17 protein-coding genes and 1 pseudogene are annotated in these 20,131 nt (G+C 62.7%); 14 read left to right on the top strand and 4 right to left on the bottom strand.

The features are described from left to right. Positions 1–10 precede the first annotated feature (10 nt). From PverR02_RS12545 to PverR02_RS12525, 5 genes and pseudogenes are all read left to right on the top strand, one after another. Positions 11–310 (top strand): sarcosine oxidase subunit delta, encoded by a 300-nt coding sequence (locus PverR02_RS12545; protein ID WP_057005905.1) that lies wholly within the window; start codon positions 11–13, stop codon positions 308–310. Continuing rightward, positions 307–3,204 (top strand): 2Fe-2S iron-sulfur cluster-binding protein, encoded by a 2,898-nt coding sequence (locus tag PverR02_RS12540; protein WP_079443520.1) that lies wholly within the window; start codon positions 307–309, stop codon positions 3,202–3,204. The genes PverR02_RS12545 and PverR02_RS12540 overlap by 4 nt, the downstream gene beginning before the upstream one ends. Before the next feature lie 3 nt (positions 3,205–3,207). After that, a complete protein-coding gene (locus tag PverR02_RS12535; RefSeq protein ID WP_079443519.1) occupies positions 3,208–3,780 on the top strand; it encodes a sarcosine oxidase subunit gamma in 573 nt (190 codons plus the stop codon). 595 nt (positions 3,781–4,375) lie between these two features. Beyond that, positions 4,376–4,861, top strand: a complete 486-nt coding sequence (locus PverR02_RS12530; protein WP_057005908.1) for a flavin reductase family protein — start codon at positions 4,376–4,378, stop codon at positions 4,859–4,861. 143 nt (positions 4,862–5,004) lie between these two features. Then, positions 5,005–5,115 (top strand): annotated as a pseudogene (locus PverR02_RS12525) (flavin reductase family protein); the annotation flags it as partial. Positions 5,116–5,168: 53 nt separating this feature from the next. Here PverR02_RS12525 and PverR02_RS12520 read toward each other — a convergent pair. Continuing rightward, on the bottom strand, positions 5,169–5,387 hold the full coding sequence (locus PverR02_RS12520) for a hypothetical protein (RefSeq protein WP_046383925.1): 219 nt from the start codon (positions 5,385–5,387) through the stop codon (positions 5,169–5,171). Between the two features lie 188 nt (positions 5,388–5,575). Between PverR02_RS12520 and PverR02_RS12515 the strand changes: the two genes are divergently transcribed. Beyond that, on the top strand, positions 5,576–6,619 hold the full coding sequence (locus tag PverR02_RS12515) for an LLM class flavin-dependent oxidoreductase (protein WP_046383926.1): 1,044 nt from the start codon (positions 5,576–5,578) through the stop codon (positions 6,617–6,619). Between the two features lie 50 nt (positions 6,620–6,669). Here the strand turns inward: PverR02_RS12515 and PverR02_RS12510 are convergent, their stop codons facing one another. Next, a complete protein-coding gene (locus PverR02_RS12510; RefSeq protein ID WP_046383927.1) occupies positions 6,670–7,845 on the bottom strand; it encodes a XylR family transcriptional regulator in 1,176 nt (391 codons plus the stop codon). 139 nt (positions 7,846–7,984) lie between these two features. On the opposite strand from PverR02_RS12510, the gene xylA reads away from it, so the two are divergent. From xylA to PverR02_RS12480, 6 genes are all read left to right on the top strand, one after another. Next, the gene (xylA, locus tag PverR02_RS12505) at positions 7,985–9,301 is read left to right on the top strand and encodes a xylose isomerase (protein ID WP_017847899.1); all 1,317 of its coding nucleotides are present in this window, start codon (positions 7,985–7,987) and stop codon (positions 9,299–9,301) included. Between the two features lie 232 nt (positions 9,302–9,533). Continuing rightward, positions 9,534–10,532 carry a D-xylose ABC transporter substrate-binding protein gene (gene xylF / locus PverR02_RS12500; protein WP_017847900.1) on the top strand — a complete coding sequence of 333 codons (999 nt, stop codon included), beginning with the start codon at positions 9,534–9,536 and terminating at the stop codon, positions 10,530–10,532. 135 nt (positions 10,533–10,667) lie between these two features. Continuing rightward, a complete protein-coding gene (xylG, locus tag PverR02_RS12495) occupies positions 10,668–12,212 on the top strand; it encodes a D-xylose ABC transporter ATP-binding protein (protein ID WP_079443518.1) in 1,545 nt (514 codons plus the stop codon). Next, positions 12,213–13,349 carry a sugar ABC transporter permease gene (locus PverR02_RS12490; RefSeq protein WP_057005910.1) on the top strand — a complete coding sequence of 379 codons (1,137 nt, stop codon included), beginning with the start codon at positions 12,213–12,215 and terminating at the stop codon, positions 13,347–13,349. 389 nt (positions 13,350–13,738) lie between these two features. After that, positions 13,739–14,047, top strand: a complete 309-nt coding sequence (locus PverR02_RS12485; RefSeq protein WP_079443517.1) for a DUF6124 family protein — start codon at positions 13,739–13,741, stop codon at positions 14,045–14,047. 448 nt (positions 14,048–14,495) lie between these two features. Then, positions 14,496–14,804, top strand: a complete 309-nt coding sequence (locus tag PverR02_RS12480; protein WP_017847906.1) for a DUF6124 family protein — start codon at positions 14,496–14,498, stop codon at positions 14,802–14,804. A 129-nt stretch (positions 14,805–14,933) separates the two neighbouring features. Here the strand turns inward: PverR02_RS12480 and PverR02_RS12475 are convergent, their stop codons facing one another. Further along, complete coding sequence (locus tag PverR02_RS12475; RefSeq protein ID WP_079443516.1) at positions 14,934–16,433, bottom strand: CoA-acylating methylmalonate-semialdehyde dehydrogenase; 1,500 nt, start codon at positions 16,431–16,433, stop codon at positions 14,934–14,936. Positions 16,434–16,542: 109 nt separating this feature from the next. Between PverR02_RS12475 and PverR02_RS12470 the strand changes: the two genes are divergently transcribed. After that, complete coding sequence (locus PverR02_RS12470) at positions 16,543–17,481, top strand: LysR family transcriptional regulator (protein WP_079443515.1); 939 nt, start codon at positions 16,543–16,545, stop codon at positions 17,479–17,481. 5 nt (positions 17,482–17,486) lie between these two features. Here the strand turns inward: PverR02_RS12470 and PverR02_RS12465 are convergent, their stop codons facing one another. Beyond that, the gene (locus tag PverR02_RS12465; protein ID WP_079443514.1) at positions 17,487–18,998 is read right to left on the bottom strand and encodes a trypsin-like serine peptidase; all 1,512 of its coding nucleotides are present in this window, start codon (positions 18,996–18,998) and stop codon (positions 17,487–17,489) included. A gap of 174 nt (positions 18,999–19,172) precedes the next feature. Here PverR02_RS12465 and PverR02_RS12460 point away from each other — a divergent pair, with 174 nt between their 5' ends. Continuing rightward, positions 19,173–20,120, top strand: coding sequence for an ornithine cyclodeaminase family protein (locus tag PverR02_RS12460; RefSeq protein WP_017847911.1), 948 nt, complete (start codon positions 19,173–19,175; stop codon positions 20,118–20,120). Positions 20,121–20,131: the final 11 nt, after the last annotated feature.

Below are 20,131 nucleotides of genomic sequence, written 5' to 3'. Positions count from 1 at the left end.
AGAGCGGACTATGAAAATCATGATGTGCCCGCTCAACGGGCCGCGCAATATCAGCGAGTTCACCTACGGCGGCGAGTTCAAGCCCATGCCCGATCCGGTCAACTGCAGCGACGCCGAATGGGCCGACTACGTGTTCAACACCGACAACCTCGCCGGTGTAGTGCGTGAATGGTGGATGCACACGCCGTCCAGCTACTGGTTCCTCGCCGAGCGCCACACCGTCACCGACGAGATCCTGCGCACCTTCGATCCCAAGGAACTGTTCACCCACCGCGTCGACTTCAACACCCCCCAGGAGATCGCCGGATGAACCGCCTCCCCGCCCCCATGGGCCTGCTGATCCAACGCGATCAGCCACTCGATTTCAGTTTCGACGGGCACCCCTACCAGGGCCTGCAGGGCGACAGCATCGCCAGCGCCCTGCTCGCCAACGGGCGCTTTCTGATGTCGCGCTCGTTCAAATACCACCGCCCACGCGGGCCGCTGAGCATGGCCGGCCAGGACGCCAACAGCCTGGTGCAATTGCCCCAGGAACCCAACGTGCTGGCCGATGCCCACGCGCTGAGCAACGGCCTGGCGGTGACCGCGCAGAACGTCAACGGCACGCTGGACCACGACCGCGATGCCTATATGGGCAAGTTCTCCAAATTCATGCCGGTGGGTTTCTACTACCGCTCGTTCTACAAGCCCAAGGGCATGTGGAAAGTGTGGGAGCCGATCATCCGTAAAAAAGCCGGCCTGGGCGTGCTCGACCTGAACTTCCAGCCCGAGTACTACGACAAGGCCTACCTGTTCACCGACCTCGCCGTCATCGGCGCCGGCCCCGCCGGCTTGCAGGCGGCGCTGACCGCCGCGAATGCCGGGGCGAAGGTGCTGCTGATCGAGCAGCAGCCGATCCTCGGCGGTTCGCTCACTTATGCGCGCTTCGATATCGCCGGCACCCGCGCCGACAACCTGCGCCACAAATTGCTCGGCGCGGTGCAACAACACGCGAATATCCAGGTGCTCACCGAGGCCACCTGCAACGCCTGGTTCACCGACAACTACCTGCCGGTGATCCAGGGCAAGCGCCTGTACAAGGTGCGCGCGCAGCAGTGCCTGGTGTGCAGCGGCTCGTTCGACCAGCCGGTGATCTTTCGCAACAACGACCTGCCGGGGGTGATGCTGACCAGTGCCGCGCAACGCCTGATCAAGCTCTACGCCGTCAAGCCCGGCAAACGCGCGGTGGTGCTCACCGGCAACGATGACGGTTACCTCGCTGCCCTCGACCTGCATGACCAGGGCGTGGACGTCGCCGCCCTGATCGACCTGCGCCACGCCCCCGCCGACCAGGCCCTGGCCGGCGCGCTGGCGCAGCGCAAGATCCGTTGCCTGACTAACAGCACGGTGTTCGAGGCCTTGCATGAAAAAGGCCTGCGCCATGTGAAGGGTGTCGATGTGCGCCAGATCACCGCTCAGGGCCAGGTCAGCGACAAGGGGCAGGTGATCGACTGCGACCTGCTGTGCATGTCGGCCGGCTATATGCCGGTGTACCAACTGCTGTGCCAGGCCGGCGGCAAATTGGCCTATGAGGACTCGCGTGCAGAGTTCAGCCTCAGCGGCCTGCCGCATAACCTGAATGTGGCCGGTTCGGTCCACGGTCGGCACCAACTGGACAATGTGCTGGCGGACGCGAGCAACGCCGCCCACGACATCGCCTTCGCCCTCGGCTTGAGCCCTGCCGCAGCGCGTACCCCGCTGCGCAGCGAAGCCCCGGTCAACTTCAACTGGCCGATCTTCCCGCACCCCAAGGGCAAGGATTTCGTCGACTTCGACGAAGACCTGCAAGTGGCGGATATCGTCAACGCCACCCGCATCGGCTACCGCGATGTGCAGTTGGTGAAACGCTACTCCACCGTCGGCATGGGCCCGTCCCAGGGCCGCCACTCGGCGTTGCCGACCGCGCGCCTGGTGGCCTGGGCGACCCAGCGCAATATCAGCGAAACCGGGGTCACCACCGCACGGCCGCCGTTCGTGGCGGAAAAACTCGCCCACGTCGCCGGGCGCGCCTTCGACCCCTACCGGCAAACGCCGATGCATGCGCGGCACCTGCAGGCCGGGGCGAAGATGATGCCCGCCGGCATCTGGCAGCGCCCGGCCTATTACGGCAAGGCCGAGGACCGCGACGCGTGCATGCAGGCCGAAGCCCTGCATGTGCGCAACAAGGTCGGGCTGATCGATGTGTCCACCCTCGGCGGCCTGGACGTGCGCGGCCCGGATGCCGCCGAACTGCTCAACCGGATGTACACCTTCGCGTTTCTCAAGCAGCCGGTGGGCCGTTCGCGTTATGCGCTGATGACCAATGAACACGGGGTGGTGATCGACGACGGCGTGTGCGCGCGGCTGGCCGACAAGCACTTCTACGTCACCGCCACCACCAGCGGCGTCGACCGCATCTACCAGCAGATGCTCAAGTGGAACGCGCAATGGCGCCTGGACGTGGATGTGGCCAACGTCACCGCCGCGATCTGTGCGGTGAACGTGGCCGGGCCGGATTCGCGCAAGGTGCTGGAACAACTGTGCAGCGACCTCGACCTGAGCGCCGAGGCCTTCCCTTACCTGGGCGTGCGCCAGGGCACGGTGGCCGGGATCAAGGCGCGGCTGCTGCGGGTCGGTTTCGTCGGCGAACTGGGTTATGAAATCCACGTTGCCGCACGTCATGGCCTGGCATTGTGGGATGCGTTGATGGCCGCCGGCAAAGCCTTCGACATTCGCCCCTTCGGCGTCGAAACCCAGCGCCTGCTGCGCCTGGAAAAAGGCCACGTGATCATCAGCCAGGACACCGACGGCATGACCCACCCGGCGGAAATCGACATGGGCTGGGCGGTCAGCCGCAACAAGCCGTTCTTCGTCGGCCGCCGCTCGGTGGACATCCTCGAAGCCCAGCCGCTGAAACGCAAACTGGTCGGCTTCAGCTTGCCCAAGGGCAGCGTGCAGCCGCTGGAAGGCCACCTGGTGCTCAACGGCCCGGACATCAGCGGCAACGTCACCTCCTGTGAATACTCCGCCAGCCTGGGCCGGATCATCGGCCTGGCCTACGCCGGGATCGACCAGAGCACACCGGGGCAATGCATTCCGATTCGCGTCGAAGGCGGCATCGTCGTCCAGGCCGAAGTGGTGCAGCTACCGTTCTTCGACCCCACCAACCAACGCCAGGAGGGTTAAGCCATGACCAGTCTGAAAGCCCACGAATTGCTCACGCCGCCCTGCCGCCTGATCGACCAGACCGACCTGCCCCGGGTCGGCTTTCGCGGCGCACACAGCGCCGAGTACCTCACGGCCCGCGGCTTCACCCTGCCCGACGCGCCCAACCGAGCGACCGCGCAGGCGGACGGCAGCTGGGTGGCGCGCCTGTCACAGAACGAATACCTGCTGCTGGGCAGCCCGGCGGATCAAGGCCAGCGCATCGCCGATGAAGAAGCGCGCTGGGAACTCGACCACCGCGCCCACTACCTGCTGCCGCGCCAGGACAGTCATGCTTGCGTGCTGCTCAGCGGCACGGTGATTGCCCAGGTGATGGCCAAGCTGTGCGGCGTCGATCTCAGTTTTCCGGCGTTCAAGCCGGGGGCGGTGGCGCAGACGGCGGCGGCGCGGATCAATGTGATCGTCATCCACTCGGGAAGCGTGGACGCGCCGGCGTTCCACATCCTCTGGGACCGCGCCTCGAAGGACTACTTCGACGGCGCGTTGCGGGATGCGTTGGAGGAGTTTGGCGGGGTGGGGCTTGCCGATCGCGCGTAAAACCAGGGTCAACGCGGCGCTCTCGGGTTTTTCGCGAGCAAGCTCGCTCCTACAGATGACCCCGTCGCCGTAGGAGCGGAGCTTGCCCGCGAGGATCGTTAACGATGACGCGGTAAGCCGGGGTCAACGTGGCGCTCTCGGGTTTTTCGCGAGCAAGCTCGCTCCTACAGATGACTCCGTCGCCGTAGGAGCGGAGCTTGCCCGCGAGGGTCGTTAACGATGATGCGGTAAGCCAGGATTAACGCCGCGCTCTCGCCAGAAAAACCTGTTCAGTCGGTATACCCCAACCGCCCCGCCCTGACCGACTGCGTGTGCTGACGCGTCGCCAGGCAGCAACCGATGAGGATCACGCTCGACAGCGCCACACGCCCCCCAGTTTTTCACACGACTGATCCGTAGCTCTGGCGCTAATCTGATCGGCTAATGTGCCGCATGGCCAATAGCTATCTATCGCCTTTACCCCAGTATTTATTGGTTACAAGACCAAGAATTGACGTTCATCGGGCGCTTGAAAAAGCAGTTGCATGCCTTATATTACGGTATACCATAATACCTACAAACCTATAAAAACCGCTCCACCGCCGAGGACCGTCCCATGATCGATGCCGCTATCTACAAACAAGTGATGGGTTCGTTTCCGTCTGGGGTCACCGTGATCACCACGCTCGATGACGACGGGCAAATCGTCGGGCTGACCGCCAGTGCTTTCAGTTCGTTGTCGATGGACCCGGCGCTGGTGCTGTTCTGCCCCAACTACAGCTCCGACTCATACCCGGTGTTGATCAAGAACAAACGCTTTGCCATCCATGTGCTCTCCGGCGGCCAGCAAACCGAAGCGTATGCCTTTGCGCGCAAGGGCAAAGACAAGGCCCAAGGCCTCGAATGGACGCTCAGCGAGCGGGGCAATCCGATCCTGGCGAATGCCACGGCGGTGATCGAATGCGAGCTGTGGCGCGAGTACGAAGGCGGCGACCACGCGATCATGGTCGGCTCGGTGAAGAACCTCATCGTGCCCCAGCAGAACGCCGCGCCACTGGTGTATTGCCACGGCAAGATGGGCGCATTGCCCATGCCGGCTTAAGCCACACACAAAACTTTGTGGGAGGGGGCTTGCCCCCGATGGCGGTGGGTCAGCTACAGATAAGCTGGCTGTTCCTCCGCCATCGGGGGCAAGCCCCCTCCCACAGTTTGATTGCGGGGTGTCAGCCCCTCCCAGTGGCGTGAGACCACGCGATCATGGTCGGCTCGGTGAAGAACCTCATCGTGCCCCGGCAGAACGCCGCGCCACTGGTGTATTGCCACGGCAAGATGGGCGCATTGCCCATGCCGGCTTAAGCCACACACAAAACTTTGTGGGAGGGGGCTTGCCCCCGATGGCGGTGGGTCAGCTACAGATAAGCTGGCTGTTCCTCCGCCATCGGGGGCAAGCCCCCTCCCACAGTTTGATTGCGGGGTGTCAGCCCCTCCCAGTGGCGTGAGACCACGCGATCATGGTCGGCTCGGTGAAGAACCTCATGCACGTTGAGGATGATCAGCACAGCCACCAGAATCACCGGTAGGCTGGCAATCACCGCAAAGGCCAGGATCAGTTTTTGTTTTATGTTCATCGGGCTCGCCTTCCTTGTGAGGTGGGAGTGTAATCGTTGGAGAGAAAAGTTTTGTGGATATTCCATATTATGGTATACCAACAATCAATCCGCCGAACAGCCGTTATCCCCGGCAAGCGTTACAACGGCGAGAGCACTTAAGGGCCCGCGGTCGACAGGCCGATCACAATAGATCCGAGGTACGCGTCATGAAGTTTTCCCTGTTCGTACACATGGAACGTTGGGACGAGAGCATCAGCCACCGCCAGTTGTTCGAAGACTTGACCGAATTGACCCTGATGGCCGAAGCCGGTGGCTTCAGCACCGTATGGATTGGCGAACACCACGCCATGGAATACACCATCTCGCCAAGCCCGATGCCGTTGCTGGCTTACCTCGCGGCCAAGACCACCACCATTCACCTGGGCGCCGGCACCATCATCGCGCCGTTCTGGCACCCGCTGCGGGTGGCGGGTGAATGCGCCTTGCTCGACGTGATCAGCAACGGCCGCATGGAAGTCGGCCTGGCCCGTGGCGCCTACCAGGTCGAGTTCGACCGCATGGCCGGCGGCATGCCCGCTTCCAGCGGCGGCCAGGCGCTGCGCGAAATGGTCCCGGTGGTGCGCGCGTTGTGGCAAGGCGACTACGCCCACGACGGCGACATCTGGAAATTCCCCACCTCCACCAGCGTGCCCAAGCCCGTACAGAAGCCCAACCCGCCGATGTGGATCGCCGCCCGCGACCCGGACTCCCACAACTTCGCAGTGGCCAACGGCTGCAACGTGATGGTCACGCCGCTGATGAAGGGCGACGAAGAAGTCCTGGACCTGAAAAACAAATTCCAGACCGCCCTCGACAACAACCCCGGCGTGCCGCGCCCGCAATTGATGGTGCTGCGCCACACCCACGTACACGCTGCCGACGACCCGGAAGGCTGGAAAGTCGGGGCCAAGGCGATCTCCAAGTTCTATCGCACCTTCGATGCCTGGTTCGGCAACAAGGAAGTACCGGTCAATGGCTTCCTGGCGCCAAGCCCGGAAGAAAAATTCGCCGGCCGCCCGGAGTTCGAGCTGGACAGCCTGCACAAGACCGCGATGATCGGCACCGCCGCAGAAATCATCCCGCGCATCAAGTACTACCAGGAACTGGGCGTGGATGAGTTCAGCTTCTGGTGCGACAACAGCCTGCCCCATGCCGAGAAGAAAAAGTCCCTGGCGCTGTTTATCGAGCAGGTCGTGCCAGCGTTTCGTTGATCGGTGAATGACCAAGCCGCTTGCCTCTTCACGGAGCAAGCGGCTTTTTTCTAGGCCGCGCCTTGCTGGTACTCCCGCGGCGTACAGCCAAACTCACGGCGAAACACCGTATGCAGGTACTGCGCCGACTTGAAGCCGCACTGCTGCGCCACATCGGCAATCGCCAGGGCGTGGTTTTCCAGGCCTTTGGCGGCGGCGGCGAGTTTGAAGCGCAGGATCTCGTCATGCACGCTGCACCCGCGTGTCTTGCGAAAGTGCGATTCCAGGGATGAGCGCGATACACCGACATACGCCGCGACCTGGGCGGTCTTGATGCCCTGGCAGGCGTACTGGCGGATGAACAGCAGCGCCTGCATCACATACGGATTGCCCAACGGCTGATGCAAGCTGGAAGCCTGCACATTGATTGCATCCGGTGGCACCAGGATCTGCGTGCCGGTGCAGGGTTTGCCGTGCAGCATCTGATGCAGCAGCGCAGCGGCCGTGCGGCCCATGGTTTCCGTGCCCTGAATCACCGAACTCAGCGGCACCCGCGTGAGGGTGCGGGTCAGCGGGTCGTTGTCGATGCCGATCAGCGCCACCTCCTCCGGCACGGCGATACCGGCAGTGAGGCAGGCCTGCAGCAATTGCCGGGCGCGGGCGTCGGTGACGGCGATGATGCCGATGGGCTTGGGCAGGCTTTGCAGCCAGGCGATCTGCTGCTCCACCGCGCTGTCCCACAACGGCGCGCTGGTGCCCAGGCCGCGGTACACCTCCACCGGCAAACCATCACGTTGCAGCAGGCGCTTGAAGGCCTTTTCGCGCTCCTGGGCCCAGCGATTGGCCTGGGCTGGCGGCAGGCTGAAACAGGCAAACCGGGTCAGTCCGGCCTCGATCAAATGCTCATACGCCAGCTTCATCAGCGCATGGTTGTCGGTGGCCACGTAGGGGATGCCCCTGGGGTAGGCACGCGCATCCTCATAGGAACCGCCCACCGCCACCACCGGCAGCTTGATATCGGCCAGTGCCTCGCCGATCAGCGGGTCGTCGAAGTCGGCAATGATGCCGTCGCCCTGCCAGCGCTCGATGCCTTTGAGGCGGCACAAAAAATCTTCCTCCAGGAACAAATCCCAGGACGCGCGGGTGCTGCTCAGGTAATTGCCGATGCCGGTGATGATGCCGCGGTCATAGATTTTGCTGCCGTTGAACAGCAAGGCAATGCGGTGGACGGGCGGTAGGGTTTTCATTGTTTTTGTCCTGAGGCCGGTCGCCACAGGTTAGACCCCGCCACTCAAAATCGCACTACACCTTGACGATTTTCATAATCGCCGGGCCCAGTGCCGTTGCTAGTATCCAGACACCGCCAAGAACAATAAGGAACACGCCATGACGTACTTCCCCGGTGTCGAGAAGGTTCGCTTCGAAGGCCCCGCCAGCGACGCCCCCCTCGCCTTTCGCCACTACGACGCCAACAAACTGATCCTCGGCAAACCGATGCGCGAACACCTGCGCATGGCCGCCTGTTATTGGCACACCTTCGTCTGGCCCGGCGCGGATATGTTTGGCATGGGCACCTTCAAGCGCCCGTGGCAGCGCAGCGGCGAGCCGATGGAAGTGGCGATCGGCAAGGCCGAGGCGGCCTTTGAGTTTTTCTCCAAGCTGGGCATCGACTACTACAGTTTTCACGACACCGACGTGGCGCCGGAAGGCAGCTCGCTCAAGGAGTACCGCAACCACTTCGCGCAGATGGTCGATCACCTCGAACGCCACCAGGAACAGACCGGCGTCAAACTGCTGTGGGGCACCGCCAATTGCTTCAGCAACCCGCGCTTTGCCGCCGGCGCCGCGAGTAACCCGGACCCGGAGGTGTTCGCCTACGCCGCCGCCCAGGTGTGCAGCGCGATGAACGCCACGCTGCGGCTCAAGGGCGCCAATTATGTGCTGTGGGGCGGCCGCGAAGGTTACGAAACCCTGCTCAATACCGACCTCAAGCGCGAGCGCGAACAGCTCGGGCGCTTTATGCACATGGTGGTGGAGCACAAGCACAAGATCGGCTTCAAGGGCGACCTGCTGATCGAACCCAAGCCCCAGGAGCCGACCAAGCACCAATACGATTACGACAGCGCCACGGTGTTCGGCTTCCTGCATGAGTACGGCCTGGAACACGAGATCAAGGTGAATATCGAGGCCAACCACGCGACCCTGGCCGGGCACAGCTTTCATCATGAGATCGCCACCGCCGTGTCCCTCGGGATTTTCGGCAGCATCGACGCCAACCGCGGCGACCCGCAGAACGGCTGGGACACCGACCAGTTCCCCAACAGCGTCGAGGAGATGACCCTCGCGACGTATGAAATCCTCAAGGCCGGCGGCTTCAAGAATGGCGGCTACAACTTCGATTCCAAGGTGCGCCGCCAGAGCCTGGACGAGATCGACCTGTTCCACGGCCACGTCGCCGCCATGGATGTGCTCGCCCTGGCGCTGGAACGCGCGGCGGCGATGGTGCAGAACGATCGGTTGCAGCAGTTCAAGGACCAGCGCTATGCCGGCTGGCAGCAACCGTTGGGCCAGGCGGTACTGGCCGGCGAATTCAGCCTGGAATCCCTGGCCGAACATGCGTTTGCCCACGAACTCAACCCGCAGGCCGTGAGTGGTCGGCAGGAGATGCTGGAGGGCATCGTGAATCGGTTTATCTACACCTGATCACGCAGCCCTCTGCGTAGGAGCGAGCTTGCTCGCGAAAAACGTCAACGATGACGCGTGATGCCTGGATAAACGTGTCGAGTTCGCGATTTTCGCGAGCAAGCTCGCTCCTACACAGGGGGCGGCGGTGACATTTGCGCGACAAATCTACGCACAGAGCGTCGAGGGACGCTCTACAGTTCTACCCGCATCACGCTGTGTCTTTCCAACAACAATAAAAGGACGCACCACCATGAAGTCATTTAAACGCACCCTGCTCGCCTCTGCCCTGGCCCTGCTCGCCCTGCCGGTCATGGCCGATCCGGCCCATCCGAAAATCGGTTTTTCCATCGACGACCTGCGCCTGGAACGCTGGTCCCGCGACCGTGACTACTTCGTCGCGGCGGCGGAAAAACTCGATGCCAAGGTGTTTGTGCAGTCGGCCGATGCCAACGAGCAAAAGCAGATTTCCCAGATCGAAAACCTGATCTCCCGCGGCGTCGACGTGATCGTGATCGTGCCGTTCAACGCCACCGTGCTGACCAACGCCATCGCCGAAGCCAAGAAGGCCGGGATCAAGGTGGTGTCGTATGACCGCCTGATCCTCAACGCGGATATCGACGCCTACATCTCCTTCGATAACGAAAAGGTCGGCGAGATGCAGGCCAATGGCGTGCTGCAGGCGGCGCCCAAGGGCAACTATTTCCTGCTCGGCGGCGCGCCCACCGACAACAATGCCAAGGTCCTGCGCGAAGGCCAGATGAAGGTGCTGCAACCGGCCATCGACAAGGGCGACATCAAGATTGTCGGCCAGCAGTGGGTCAAGGAATGGAACCCGACCGAAGCCCTGAGCATCGTCGAAAACGCCCTGACCCGAAACAACAATAAGATCGATGCCATCGTCGCCTCCAACGACGCCACCGCCGGCGGTGCGATCCAGGCCCTGGCCGCGCAGAAACTGGCGGGCAAGGTGCCGATCTCCGGGCAAGACGCCGACCTCGCCGCCGTCAAGCGCGTGATCGACGGCACCCAGACCATGACCGTGTACAAGCCGCTCAAACTGATCGCCACCGAAGCCGCCAAGCTCTCGGTGCAACTGGCGCGCAACGAGAAGCCCACCTACAGCTCGCAATACGACAACGGCAGCAAGAAAGTCGACACCATCCTGCTCACCCCGACCCCGCTGACCAAGGCGAATATCGACCTGTTGGAGAAGGACGGCTTCTACACCAAAGAGCAGATCGGCCTGTAGGAGCGGGCTTGCCCGCGAAAAACGTCAACGATGACGCGGGCATCCTGGATGTGCGCGTTGCCTGGGGGTTCTTCGCGAGCAAGCTCGCTCCTACGGGAAACCGCGTTTCTTCGGCCTTTTGTGTGAGCCATCGCCATGTCGCACTACCTGCTGCAAATGAACGGCATCGTCAAACGCTTTGGCGGTGTCAACGCGCTCAACGGCATCGATATCAAGGTACGGCCGGGGGAATGTGTCGGCCTGTGCGGCGAGAACGGTGCCGGTAAATCCACCTTGATGAAGGTGCTGTCGGCGGTCTATCCCCATGGCACCTGGGACGGCGAAATCCTCTGGGATGGCCAGCCACTCAGGGCCCAGTCGATCAGCGAAACCGAGGCGGCCGGCATCGTCATCATTCACCAGGAACTGACCCTGGTGCCGGACCTGTCGGTGGCCGAGAACATCTTCATGGGCCACGAGCTGACCCTGCCCGGCGGGCGCATGAACTACCCGGCGATGCTGCACCGCGCCGAAGCGTTGATGCGCGAGCTGAAGGTGCCGGACATGAACGTCGCGCTGCCGGTGTCGCAGTATGGCGGCGGCTACCAGCAACTGGTGGAAATCGCCAAGGCCCTGAATAAACAGGCGCGCCTGCTGATCCTCGACGAGCCCTCCTCGGCCCTGACCCGCTCGGAAATCGAGGTGCTGCTGGAGATCATCAAGGGCCTCAAGGCCAAGGGCGTGGCCTGCGTGTACATCTCCCACAAGCTCGATGAAGTGGCGGCGGTGTGCGACACCATCACGGTGATCCGCGACGGCCAGCACATCGCGACCAGCGCCATGGCCGACATGGATATCCCCCGGATCATCACGCAGATGGTCGGGCGCGAAATGAGCAACCTCTACCCCACCGAGCCGCATGAGATCGGTGAGGTGATGTTCGAAGCGCGCCATGTCACCTGCTACGACGTCGACAACCCCAAGCGCAAACGCGTGGACGACATCTCCTTCGTACTCAGGCGCGGGGAAATCCTCGGCATTGCCGGGCTGGTCGGCGCCGGGCGCACGGAGCTGGCCTCGGCCTTGTTCGGCGCCTACCCCGGCCGCTACAGCGCCGAAGTCTGGCTCGATGGCCAACTGATCGACACGCGCACGCCGCTCAAATCGATCCGCGCCGGGCTGTGCATGGTGCCCGAGGACCGCAAGCGCCAGGGCATCATTCCCGACCTGGGCGTGGGCCAGAACATCACCCTGGCGGTACTCGACACCTACGCGCACCTGACGCGCATCGACGCCGAGGCCGAACTGGGCAGCATCGACCGGCAGATCGCGCGCATGCATCTCAAGACCGCCAGCCCGTTTTTGCCGATCACCAGCCTGTCCGGCGGCAATCAGCAAAAGGCCGTGCTGGCGAAAATGCTCATGGCCAAGCCCAAGGTGCTGATCCTCGACGAGCCCACGCGCGGGGTGGATGTGGGCGCCAAGTATGAGATTTACAAACTGATGGGCGCGCTGGCGGCCGAAGGCGTGGCGATCATCATGGTCTCCTCGGAACTGGCCGAGGTGCTCGGCGTGTCCAACCGCGTGCTGGTGATCGGCGACGGCCAGTTGCGTGGGGATTTCATCAACGAAGGCCTCACCCAGGAACAGGTCCTCGCCGCTGCGCTCAGCCAAAATAATAATGATCGGAAGACCGCTTAGATGAATCAGCTCAAACAGCTGTTTACCCGCTACAAAATGCTCGCGTTGGTGATCGCCGTGGCGTTCATCTGGCTGTTTTTCAGCTGGCAGACCGAGGGCGGCTTCCTCACCCCGCGCAACCTGTCCAACCTGCTGCGGCAGATGTCGATCACCGGGATTCTGGCCTGCGGCATGGTGCTGGTGATCATCAGCGGCGAGATCGATTTGTCGGTGGGCTCGATGCTCGGCTTGTTGGGCGGGCTCGCGGCGATTCTGGACGTGGTCTATCACCTGCCGCTGCTGGCCAACCTGAGCCTGGTGGCGCTGTGCGGGTTGATGATCGGTTTGGCCAACGGCTACATGACCGCGTACCTGCGCATCCCGTCGTTTATCGTCGGTTTGGGCGGCATGCTGGCGTTTCGCGGGATTCTGCTGGGCATCACCGGCGGCACCACCATCGCGCCGGTGTCGCCGTCGCTGGTGTACGTGGGCCAGGGCTATCTGCCGCATGCGGTGGGCATCGGCCTCGGGATTTTGCTGTTTGCCCTGACCCTGTTTTTGACCTGGAAACAACGGCGCAACCGTGCACTGCATGGCTTGGCCTCACACTCATTGACTCGCGACGTGCTGCGCGTGGCGGTGATCGGCGCGGTGCTGGCCGGGTTCGTCACCATCCTCAACAGCTACGACGGCATCCCGGTGCCGGTGCTGCTGTTGCTGGTGTTGCTCGGCGTGTTCAGCTACGTCACCAGCCAGACCGTATTCGGCCGCCGCGTGTATGCGGTGGGCAGCAACATGGAAGCCACGCGCCTGTCGGGCATCAACGTGCAGGCCGTCAAACTGTGGATCTTCGGCATCATGGGCGTGATGTGCGCCCTCGCCGGCCTGGTCAACACCGCACGCCTCGCCGCCGGTTCACCGTCGGCGGGCAACATGGGCGAACTCGACGCCATCGCCGCCTGCTTTATCGGCGGTACCTCCATGCGCGGCGGCTCGGGCACGGTGTATGGCGCGCTGCTCGGGGCGCTGGTGATTACCAGCCTGGATAACGGCATGTCGATGCTGGATGTGGACAGTTACTGGCAGATGATTGTGAAGGGCAGCATTTTGGTGCTGGCGGTGTGGGTGGATGTGAGTACGCGGGCGGGTCGGCGATAAACCCCACTCTCCCATGTGGGAGGGAGCTTGCTCCCTCCCACATGGACCGCATTTCATTGGAGTTAGTGGCATTTGGTCATGGTTTTTAAAGGGCCAGCAAGTCGGGTCGCTTTAAATTGCAGGACGTTTCCTAGACAATCTGCGCCGCCTTGTGCCTGTTGGAATCGATGGCTAGTCTGCGGTCCGTCACTGCTCATCAGTGATCGGGTTTAGTCGCCCGGACTCCAAATTCGGCGCAATGGTCCATGCAGTTTATGGTGGCTGTGCGCAGGGCGCCTTTGGGTGCGCCGGAGTTTCCGATTTTGGCCGGTCGACTAACCTGCGTACAGCCGCCACCTTCGTTTAGTCGCGACCGGTTCGGCTCCTTACTCAAAATTCGGAGTTACACCATGAATAAAGTCCTACCCGACCCACCCATCGATCCCACCAAAGACCGCGCTGCCTTCAACCGCGCCATCGACCATTACCTGCCCACCCAAGGTTTCCACGCCGTCAACGAAGACCTGAGCTTCGAAGACGCCCTGCTCTACACCGCCAGTCTGCTGGACAGCGCTTCGGCGACGGCGCTGGATTGCGGGGAGCTGCTGGAGAAACCGGAGCGGGCGAAGATCCTCGCGGTGTGGCATTTGCTGGAAATCGCCAAAACCACGGTTGACCGCTCCATCGAATGCCTCAGGCCCACGAAGACCACTGCCTGACCACGGACAAAAAATGTGGGAGGGAGCTTGCTCCCGATAGCGGTGGTTCAGGCACTCATGCAGTGACTGCCACTCCGTCATCGGGGGCAAGCCCCCTCCCACATGGACCGCATTTCATTGGAGTTAGTGGCATCTGGTCATGGTTTTTAAAGGGCCAGCAAGCCGGGTCGCTTTAAATTGCAGGACGTTTCCTAGACAATCTGCGCCGCCTTGTGCCTGTTGGAATCGATGGCTAGTCTGCGGTCCGTCACTGCCAAATCAGTGATCGGGTTTAGTCGCCCGGATTCAGAACAGGCGCATGGTCCCATGAAGCTCAATGGTGGCTGTGCGCAGGGCGCCTTCGGGCGCGCCGGGTTCCTGTTCTGACCGGTCGACTAACCTGCGTACAGCCGCCACCTTCGTTTAGTCGCGAAGAGTGCCGTCTCCTTGATCAGACAGGAGTTTCACCATGACCAAAGCCCTACCCGACCCACCCATCGATCCCACCAAAGACCGCGCTGCCTTCAACCGCGCCATCGACCATTACCTGCCCACCCAAGGTTTCCACGCCGTCAACGAAGACCTGAGCTTCGAAGACGCCCTGCTCTACACCGCCAGTCTGCTGGACAGCGCTTCGGCGACGGCGCTGGATTGCGGGGAGCTGCTGGAGAAACCGGAGCGGGCGAAGATCCTCGCGGTGTGGCATTTGCTGGAAATCGCCAAAACCACGGTTGACCGCTCCATCGAATGCCTCAGGCCCACGAAGACCACTGCCTGACCACGCACAAAAAATGTGGGAGGGAGCTTGCTCCCGATAGCGGTGGTTCAGGCACTCATGCAGTGACTGCCACTCCGCCATCGGGGGCAAGCCCCCTGCCACATGGGTTTCTCTGTGTTCCTTAGGCTGTCATTTGGAGACGGGCATCGCAAACTCCGCACCCTGCTCAATGCTCTCCGACCAACGCTGCATGATCGACTTCTGCTTGGTGTAGAAGCGCACGCCCTCGGTGCCGTAGGCATGCATATCGCCGAACAGGCTTTTCTTCCAGCCGCCAAAGCCGTGCCAGGCCATCGGCACCGGGATCGGTACGTTGATGCCGACCATGCCCACTTCGATACGCCGTGCGAATTCGCGGGCGATGTTGCCGTCGCGGGTGAAGCAGCTGACGCCGTTGCCGAATTCGTGGTCGTTGACCAGTTTCACCGCTTCGGCAAAATCATTCACGCGCACGCAGGCCAGCACTGGGCCGAAGATTTCTTCGCGGTAGATGCTCATCTCTTGAGTCACATGGTCGAACAAGGTCGCGCCGAGCCAGAAGCCGTTTTCCAGGCCGGGTTCGGTCGGCACGTAATCGCGGCCGTCGAGCAGCAGTTGCGCGCCGGCCTGGACGCCTTGTTCGATATAGCCGCTGATGCGCTCCAGTGCGGCGCGCGAGACGATCGGGCCCATTTCGGCCTTGAGGTCGCGGCCATCGGTGATGCGCAGCTGCTTGGCCCGCTCGGTCAGGGCGGCGATGACTTTGTCACCCACATCGCCCACCAGCACCGCCACGGAGATGGCCATGCAGCGTTCGCCGGCACTGCCATAGGCGGCGCCCATCAGCGCGTCGACGGTGCGTTCGATGTCGGCGTCGGGCATCACCACCATGTGGTTTTTCGCGCCGCCCAGGCCCTGCACGCGCTTGCCGTGGCGCGCGCCGGTTTCGTAGATGTATTGGGCGATCGGCGTGGAGCCGACAAAGCTCACGGCCTTGACGTCCGGGTGTTCGATCAGCGCGTCCACCGCTTCCTTGTCGCCCTGCACCACGTTGAACACGCCGCTGGGCAAACCGGCTTCACGCAAAAGCTCAGCCATGAACAGCGCGGCGCTCGGGTCGGTCGGGCTGGGCTTGAGGATGAAGGTGTTGCCCGCCGCGATGGCGATCGGGTACATCCACATCGGCACCATCACCGGGAAGTTGAACGGCGTGACGCCAGCGACCACGCCCAGGGGCTGGCGCATCGTCCAGTTATCCATGCCTCGCGAGACCTGGTCGGAGTGTTCGCCCTTGAGCAGGTTGGGAATGCCGCAGGCGAATTCGAGGATGTCGATGCCACGGTCGACTTCGCCCTGGGCATCGGTAAACACCTTGCCGTGTTCGGCGACGATGATGCGCGCCAGGTCGTCCTTGCGTGCGCGCAGCAGGTGCAGGTATTCGAACAATACGCGGGCGCGGCGGATCGGCGGGGTATCGGCCCAACTGGCGAAGGCGGCTTGGGCAGCGGCGACGGCTTCGCCGACGGTCTGGCGGCTGGCCAGGGCGACGCGCCCGGTCACGGCGCCGGTGGCCGGATTGTAGACGTCCTGATAGCGATCATTGCGGCTCACGCGCTGGTCGTTGATGTAGTGCTCGATGGTGCTGGTCATGGCAGTAGGTCCCAGATGGGTAGCGTTGGGACACACGATAGGCTTTCGATTTGTTCCTAACCAGAGCAGAATCCAGAACTTATTGTCCTTATAGGCGAACAATAACCCCATGGAAAAGTCTGAGATCGAAGGGCTGTGGACCCACATTCACTGGCTCTCGGTGCTGGAAGAACACGGCACCTACACCGCCGCCGCTGCGCGCCTGGGGGTGAGCAAGTCGGCGGTCAGCCAGCGCATCAGCGACCTGGAAAAAGCCACCGGCACGCGCCTGGTCACCCGCACCACCCGCAGCGTGCGCCTGACCGACGCCGGGCAGTCACTGACGCGGGACGTGCGCAGCGCCTACGAACAGATCGCCCGCAGTTTTTCTTCAGTGCGCGACGCCGCCGGGGAAATCCGCGGCCTGGTGCGCTTGACCGCGCCGGTCGCGTTCGCCCGGCAGCAACTGGTGCCGCACCTGTCGGCCTTCCTGCAACTGTACCCGCAGGTGCGGGTCCAGTTGGAGGTGTCGGATGCCTTGAGTTCACTGGCCGCCGAAGGCTACGACCTGGCGGTGCGCCACGGTTTTCAGGTGCCGGAAACCCACGTCGCATGGAAGCTGTGCGACACCACCTCGGTGCTGGTCGCCACCCGCGACTACCTGCAACGCCACGGCGAGCCGCGCAGCCCCGGCGAGCTCAGCGCGCATAACTGCCTCTACTACCCGCGCGGCACCGAGCAGCCCGCCTGGACCTTCGAGCGCGGCGGCAAAACCCTCGAACGGGTCACCGTGCCGATCGCCGGAAGCTTCTCGACCAACAACAGCGAAGCCTTGCGCGACTCGGCGCTCAATCACCTGGGCATCGCCCTGCTCCCGGATTTCAGCGCCCATGCGGCGCTGGCCGGCGGCACGCTGGTGCAGGTGCTCAAGGGCTGGACGCTCAAGGGCGCGTTTGCCGATGAGATTTACTTGATACGGCCCTACTCGCCCCATGTGCCCAAGTCCGTAAGTGCATTGGTGGGTTATCTGAAAGAAAAACTCTCCGGAGGCTTTCGTGTCACAGGTTGACCGCCTCATCGCTGAGACGCTGCCGGCTGGCGCGTTTGGGTGGGCGGCAGGTAGGCGGATCGCTCGATCACATCCGTGCGTACCGCCGAAGGTTGCCCCGCCGGGTTACGCGCAAAGCTGCACAGGGTGACGGGCAGTTGCGAGAGCGGGTAACTCGTTCCGCCCGTGGCGAGGATGTAGCGGACGTCGTCATTGTCACGGCAGGCAGCTTCCGCCGAGGTGTCCACATAGAAGTAATGGTGGCTGAAGGCGGTTTGCGGGTCGTCCCAGTTGACGCTGTAGTTCAGGCCGATGCGCGGGACCGGCGCCGGGTCGGTCAAGAACACCGAGTGGGTGAACGCATTGTGCAGCAAGGCCGGCGTCAACGGCTCGTCGGGGGTTTGAACGCCGATGATGCACAGCACATACGCCCCCAGCGCCGGGCCGATGGCCTGATTGATGTAGCCCTGGGTTGACGCAATGGCACGTTGATAGCCATTGGGCAGCCTGCATTCATTGACGTTGCGCACAGCCTTGAAGCGATAGAACGGGTCCTGGATCGAGAACCTGATGTTCCAGGTGGGCTGCACACTCTGCCCGAACTCGCCCAGTTGCATATGCACATAGGGGTTGAGCTTCCAGGGTTCCTCAAGGTGGATATCGACGGCTTTGAGCTGGCAAGCAGGCGTATCGTTCGAGAATTGGCCCTCGACAAAACAACGGTGCAGGTCGTTGGCGGGATAGCTGTAGTTGAACTTGGCCGCTTCACACGCCGAGACGTTCTGGCAGTTGTTGAGGATGTCTTTTTTAATGACCGCCGCGACTTTGCTGACAATGCCGGTGACTTCATTGGTATGCCGGTCCAGCATCGGGCTGCCGGAACTGCCGTACTGCAGGTCATTGCAGCGGTTTTTCAGGGCGCCGGGAAACACCCCGGGATGCTCGACAAAGCTGTTGGTCGCGGTTTCCTTGCAGGCACTCATACGCAAGCCCTTCTGGCGAAACCCGCTCGGCGAACCAACATTCACGACCTCACGTTCCCCAGTACTTTGATGGGTGGCGAGCTTGAGCGGCATGATGCCGTCGGTGATCAGCCCGGCAAGTGAGGTATCCAGTTCGAGCACTGCCAGATCAGTGCCGACCATGCTGGTCCAGTGCGCCGTTTTAATGCGAAACGTGCGCTGTTGCGCCGGCGTGTCGTGGAAATAATTGAACGTGATGCTCGCCTCGATGGCTTGGTTGACATGGGCCGTGCCGAAGCTGAAGTACACGCAATGCCCACTGGTCAAGACATACGCCGGGCCGACGGCCTTGCTCTGGCGGTTGCGGGTGTCCAGCAGCACCGCGTTGCAGGTTTGGCCGATCGCATTTTTCAACAAACCGATACCGGACCACAGCGCGTAACGCTGGTCGTGGTTCTGCAGCGCCAGGGAGGCGCTGTCATCGTTCAGTCCCTCGGCCAGGTCTCTGGCGTGGGTGTGGCCGGTAAGGCAAGGCAACAGCAGTAACACGAGGGGGAAGATGCAGCGGGTCAGCATGGTCGAACGTCCGGGTGGCAACAGGGGTGGTGCCGAAACGTACTTGAGGCGTGGCGAACAGGTGACCTACATAGATGTGGGGGCTGCTGGCTTGAACGTATTTTTTTCGCCGGGATATTGCTCGCAACGACTAAAAGTCCATAATGGACAAATTAGTTTACAGCGGAGTTCCCCATGTCCAGCACGCCCCATGTCATCCAGCAGGCCCAAGCGCGCGAGTTACTCGCTCAGATCGACGTGCCCCAGATCCTGCACAAGCTGTTCCGCGACCTCGCCGCCGGGCTGGCGGTGCAACCGCCGCAACAGTTAGTGGCGTTTCCGAAGGGCGCCGGCGACTTCATCAACTACCTGGGCGTGCTGGCCGAGGACGGCGTGTACGGGGTCAAGACTTCGCCGTACATCGTAGGGGAGCAAGGGCCATTGGTGACGGCCTGGACGCTGTTGATGTCGATGCACAGCGGCCAACCGTTGCTGCTGTGCGATGCCCATGAACTGACCACCGCACGCACCGCCGCCACCACGGCCCTCGCGGTGGACGCCCTGGCGCCATTGGCGGCCCGGCGCCTGGCGATCATCGGCAGCGGCAAGGTCGCCCAGGCGCACTTGCGCTACGTGCAAAACCTGCGGGACTGGCAGCACATCAGCCTGTTTTCACCGAGCCTGGCCAGCGCCAGCCCCGCGACCCTCGCGCAGCTCACCGGCCTCGACCCGCGCCTGAGCATCGCCGACAGCTGCGCGGCGGCCGTGGCGGATGCCGACGTGATCATGCTGTGTACCTCGTCGGCCGGCCCGGTGCTCGACCCGGCGCACCTGAGCAAACCGGCGCTGATCACTTCGATCAGCACCAATGCGCCCCGCGCCCATGAAGTGCCGCCTCACAGCCTTAACGCGATGCAGGTATTCTGCGACTATCGCCAGACCACTCCGGACGCGGCCGGCGAAATGCTGATCGCCAGCGAACAGCACGGCTGGGACAAACGCGCGGTGATGGGCGACCTGCCCGAGCTACTCAGTGACATGGCACAGCGCCCGGACTACCAGCGCCCGGTGTTTTTCCGGTCCATCGGGCTGGGGCTGGAAGACATTGCACTGGCTAACGCGCTGTACCAGCTGCAGCGCTAACCCCACCTTCA

Origin of the sequence: Pseudomonas veronii (genome assembly GCF_002028325.1) — a bacterium.
Classification (GTDB): domain Bacteria; phylum Pseudomonadota; class Gammaproteobacteria; order Pseudomonadales; family Pseudomonadaceae; genus Aquipseudomonas; species Aquipseudomonas veronii.
The sequence above is the reverse complement of the archived record's forward strand: the minus strand, read 5'-3'. Positions and strand labels throughout refer to the sequence as shown.

What these genes read in the sequence shown, in the direction of transcription:
- PverR02_RS12475 (WP_079443516.1), bottom strand. Translation starts at nt 16,433, where the DNA reads ATGACCAGCACCATCGAGCACTACATCAACGACCAGCGCGTGAGCCGC.
- xylF (WP_017847900.1), top strand. Translation starts at nt 9,534, where the DNA reads ATGAAGTCATTTAAACGCACCCTGCTCGCCTCTGCCCTGGCCCTGCTC.
- PverR02_RS12535 (WP_079443519.1), top strand. Translation starts at nt 3,208, where the DNA reads ATGACCAGTCTGAAAGCCCACGAATTGCTCACGCCGCCCTGCCGCCTG.
- PverR02_RS12490 (WP_057005910.1), top strand. Translation starts at nt 12,213, where the DNA reads ATGAATCAGCTCAAACAGCTGTTTACCCGCTACAAAATGCTCGCGTTG.
- PverR02_RS12540 (WP_079443520.1), top strand. Translation starts at nt 307, where the DNA reads ATGAACCGCCTCCCCGCCCCCATGGGCCTGCTGATCCAACGCGATCAG.
- PverR02_RS12470 (WP_079443515.1), top strand. Translation starts at nt 16,543, where the DNA reads ATGGAAAAGTCTGAGATCGAAGGGCTGTGGACCCACATTCACTGGCTC.
- PverR02_RS12545 (WP_057005905.1), top strand. Translation starts at nt 11, where the DNA reads ATGAAAATCATGATGTGCCCGCTCAACGGGCCGCGCAATATCAGCGAG.
- PverR02_RS12530 (WP_057005908.1), top strand. Translation starts at nt 4,376, where the DNA reads ATGATCGATGCCGCTATCTACAAACAAGTGATGGGTTCGTTTCCGTCT.
- PverR02_RS12465 (WP_079443514.1), bottom strand. Translation starts at nt 18,998, where the DNA reads ATGCTGACCCGCTGCATCTTCCCCCTCGTGTTACTGCTGTTGCCTTGC.
- PverR02_RS12520 (WP_046383925.1), bottom strand. Translation starts at nt 5,387, where the DNA reads ATGAACATAAAACAAAAACTGATCCTGGCCTTTGCGGTGATTGCCAGC.
- xylA (WP_017847899.1), top strand. Translation starts at nt 7,985, where the DNA reads ATGACGTACTTCCCCGGTGTCGAGAAGGTTCGCTTCGAAGGCCCCGCC.
- PverR02_RS12515 (WP_046383926.1), top strand. Translation starts at nt 5,576, where the DNA reads ATGAAGTTTTCCCTGTTCGTACACATGGAACGTTGGGACGAGAGCATC.
- PverR02_RS12485 (WP_079443517.1), top strand. Translation starts at nt 13,739, where the DNA reads ATGAATAAAGTCCTACCCGACCCACCCATCGATCCCACCAAAGACCGC.
- PverR02_RS12460 (WP_017847911.1), top strand. Translation starts at nt 19,173, where the DNA reads ATGTCCAGCACGCCCCATGTCATCCAGCAGGCCCAAGCGCGCGAGTTA.
- PverR02_RS12480 (WP_017847906.1), top strand. Translation starts at nt 14,496, where the DNA reads ATGACCAAAGCCCTACCCGACCCACCCATCGATCCCACCAAAGACCGC.
- PverR02_RS12510 (WP_046383927.1), bottom strand. Translation starts at nt 7,845, where the DNA reads ATGAAAACCCTACCGCCCGTCCACCGCATTGCCTTGCTGTTCAACGGC.
- xylG (WP_079443518.1), top strand. Translation starts at nt 10,668, where the DNA reads ATGTCGCACTACCTGCTGCAAATGAACGGCATCGTCAAACGCTTTGGC.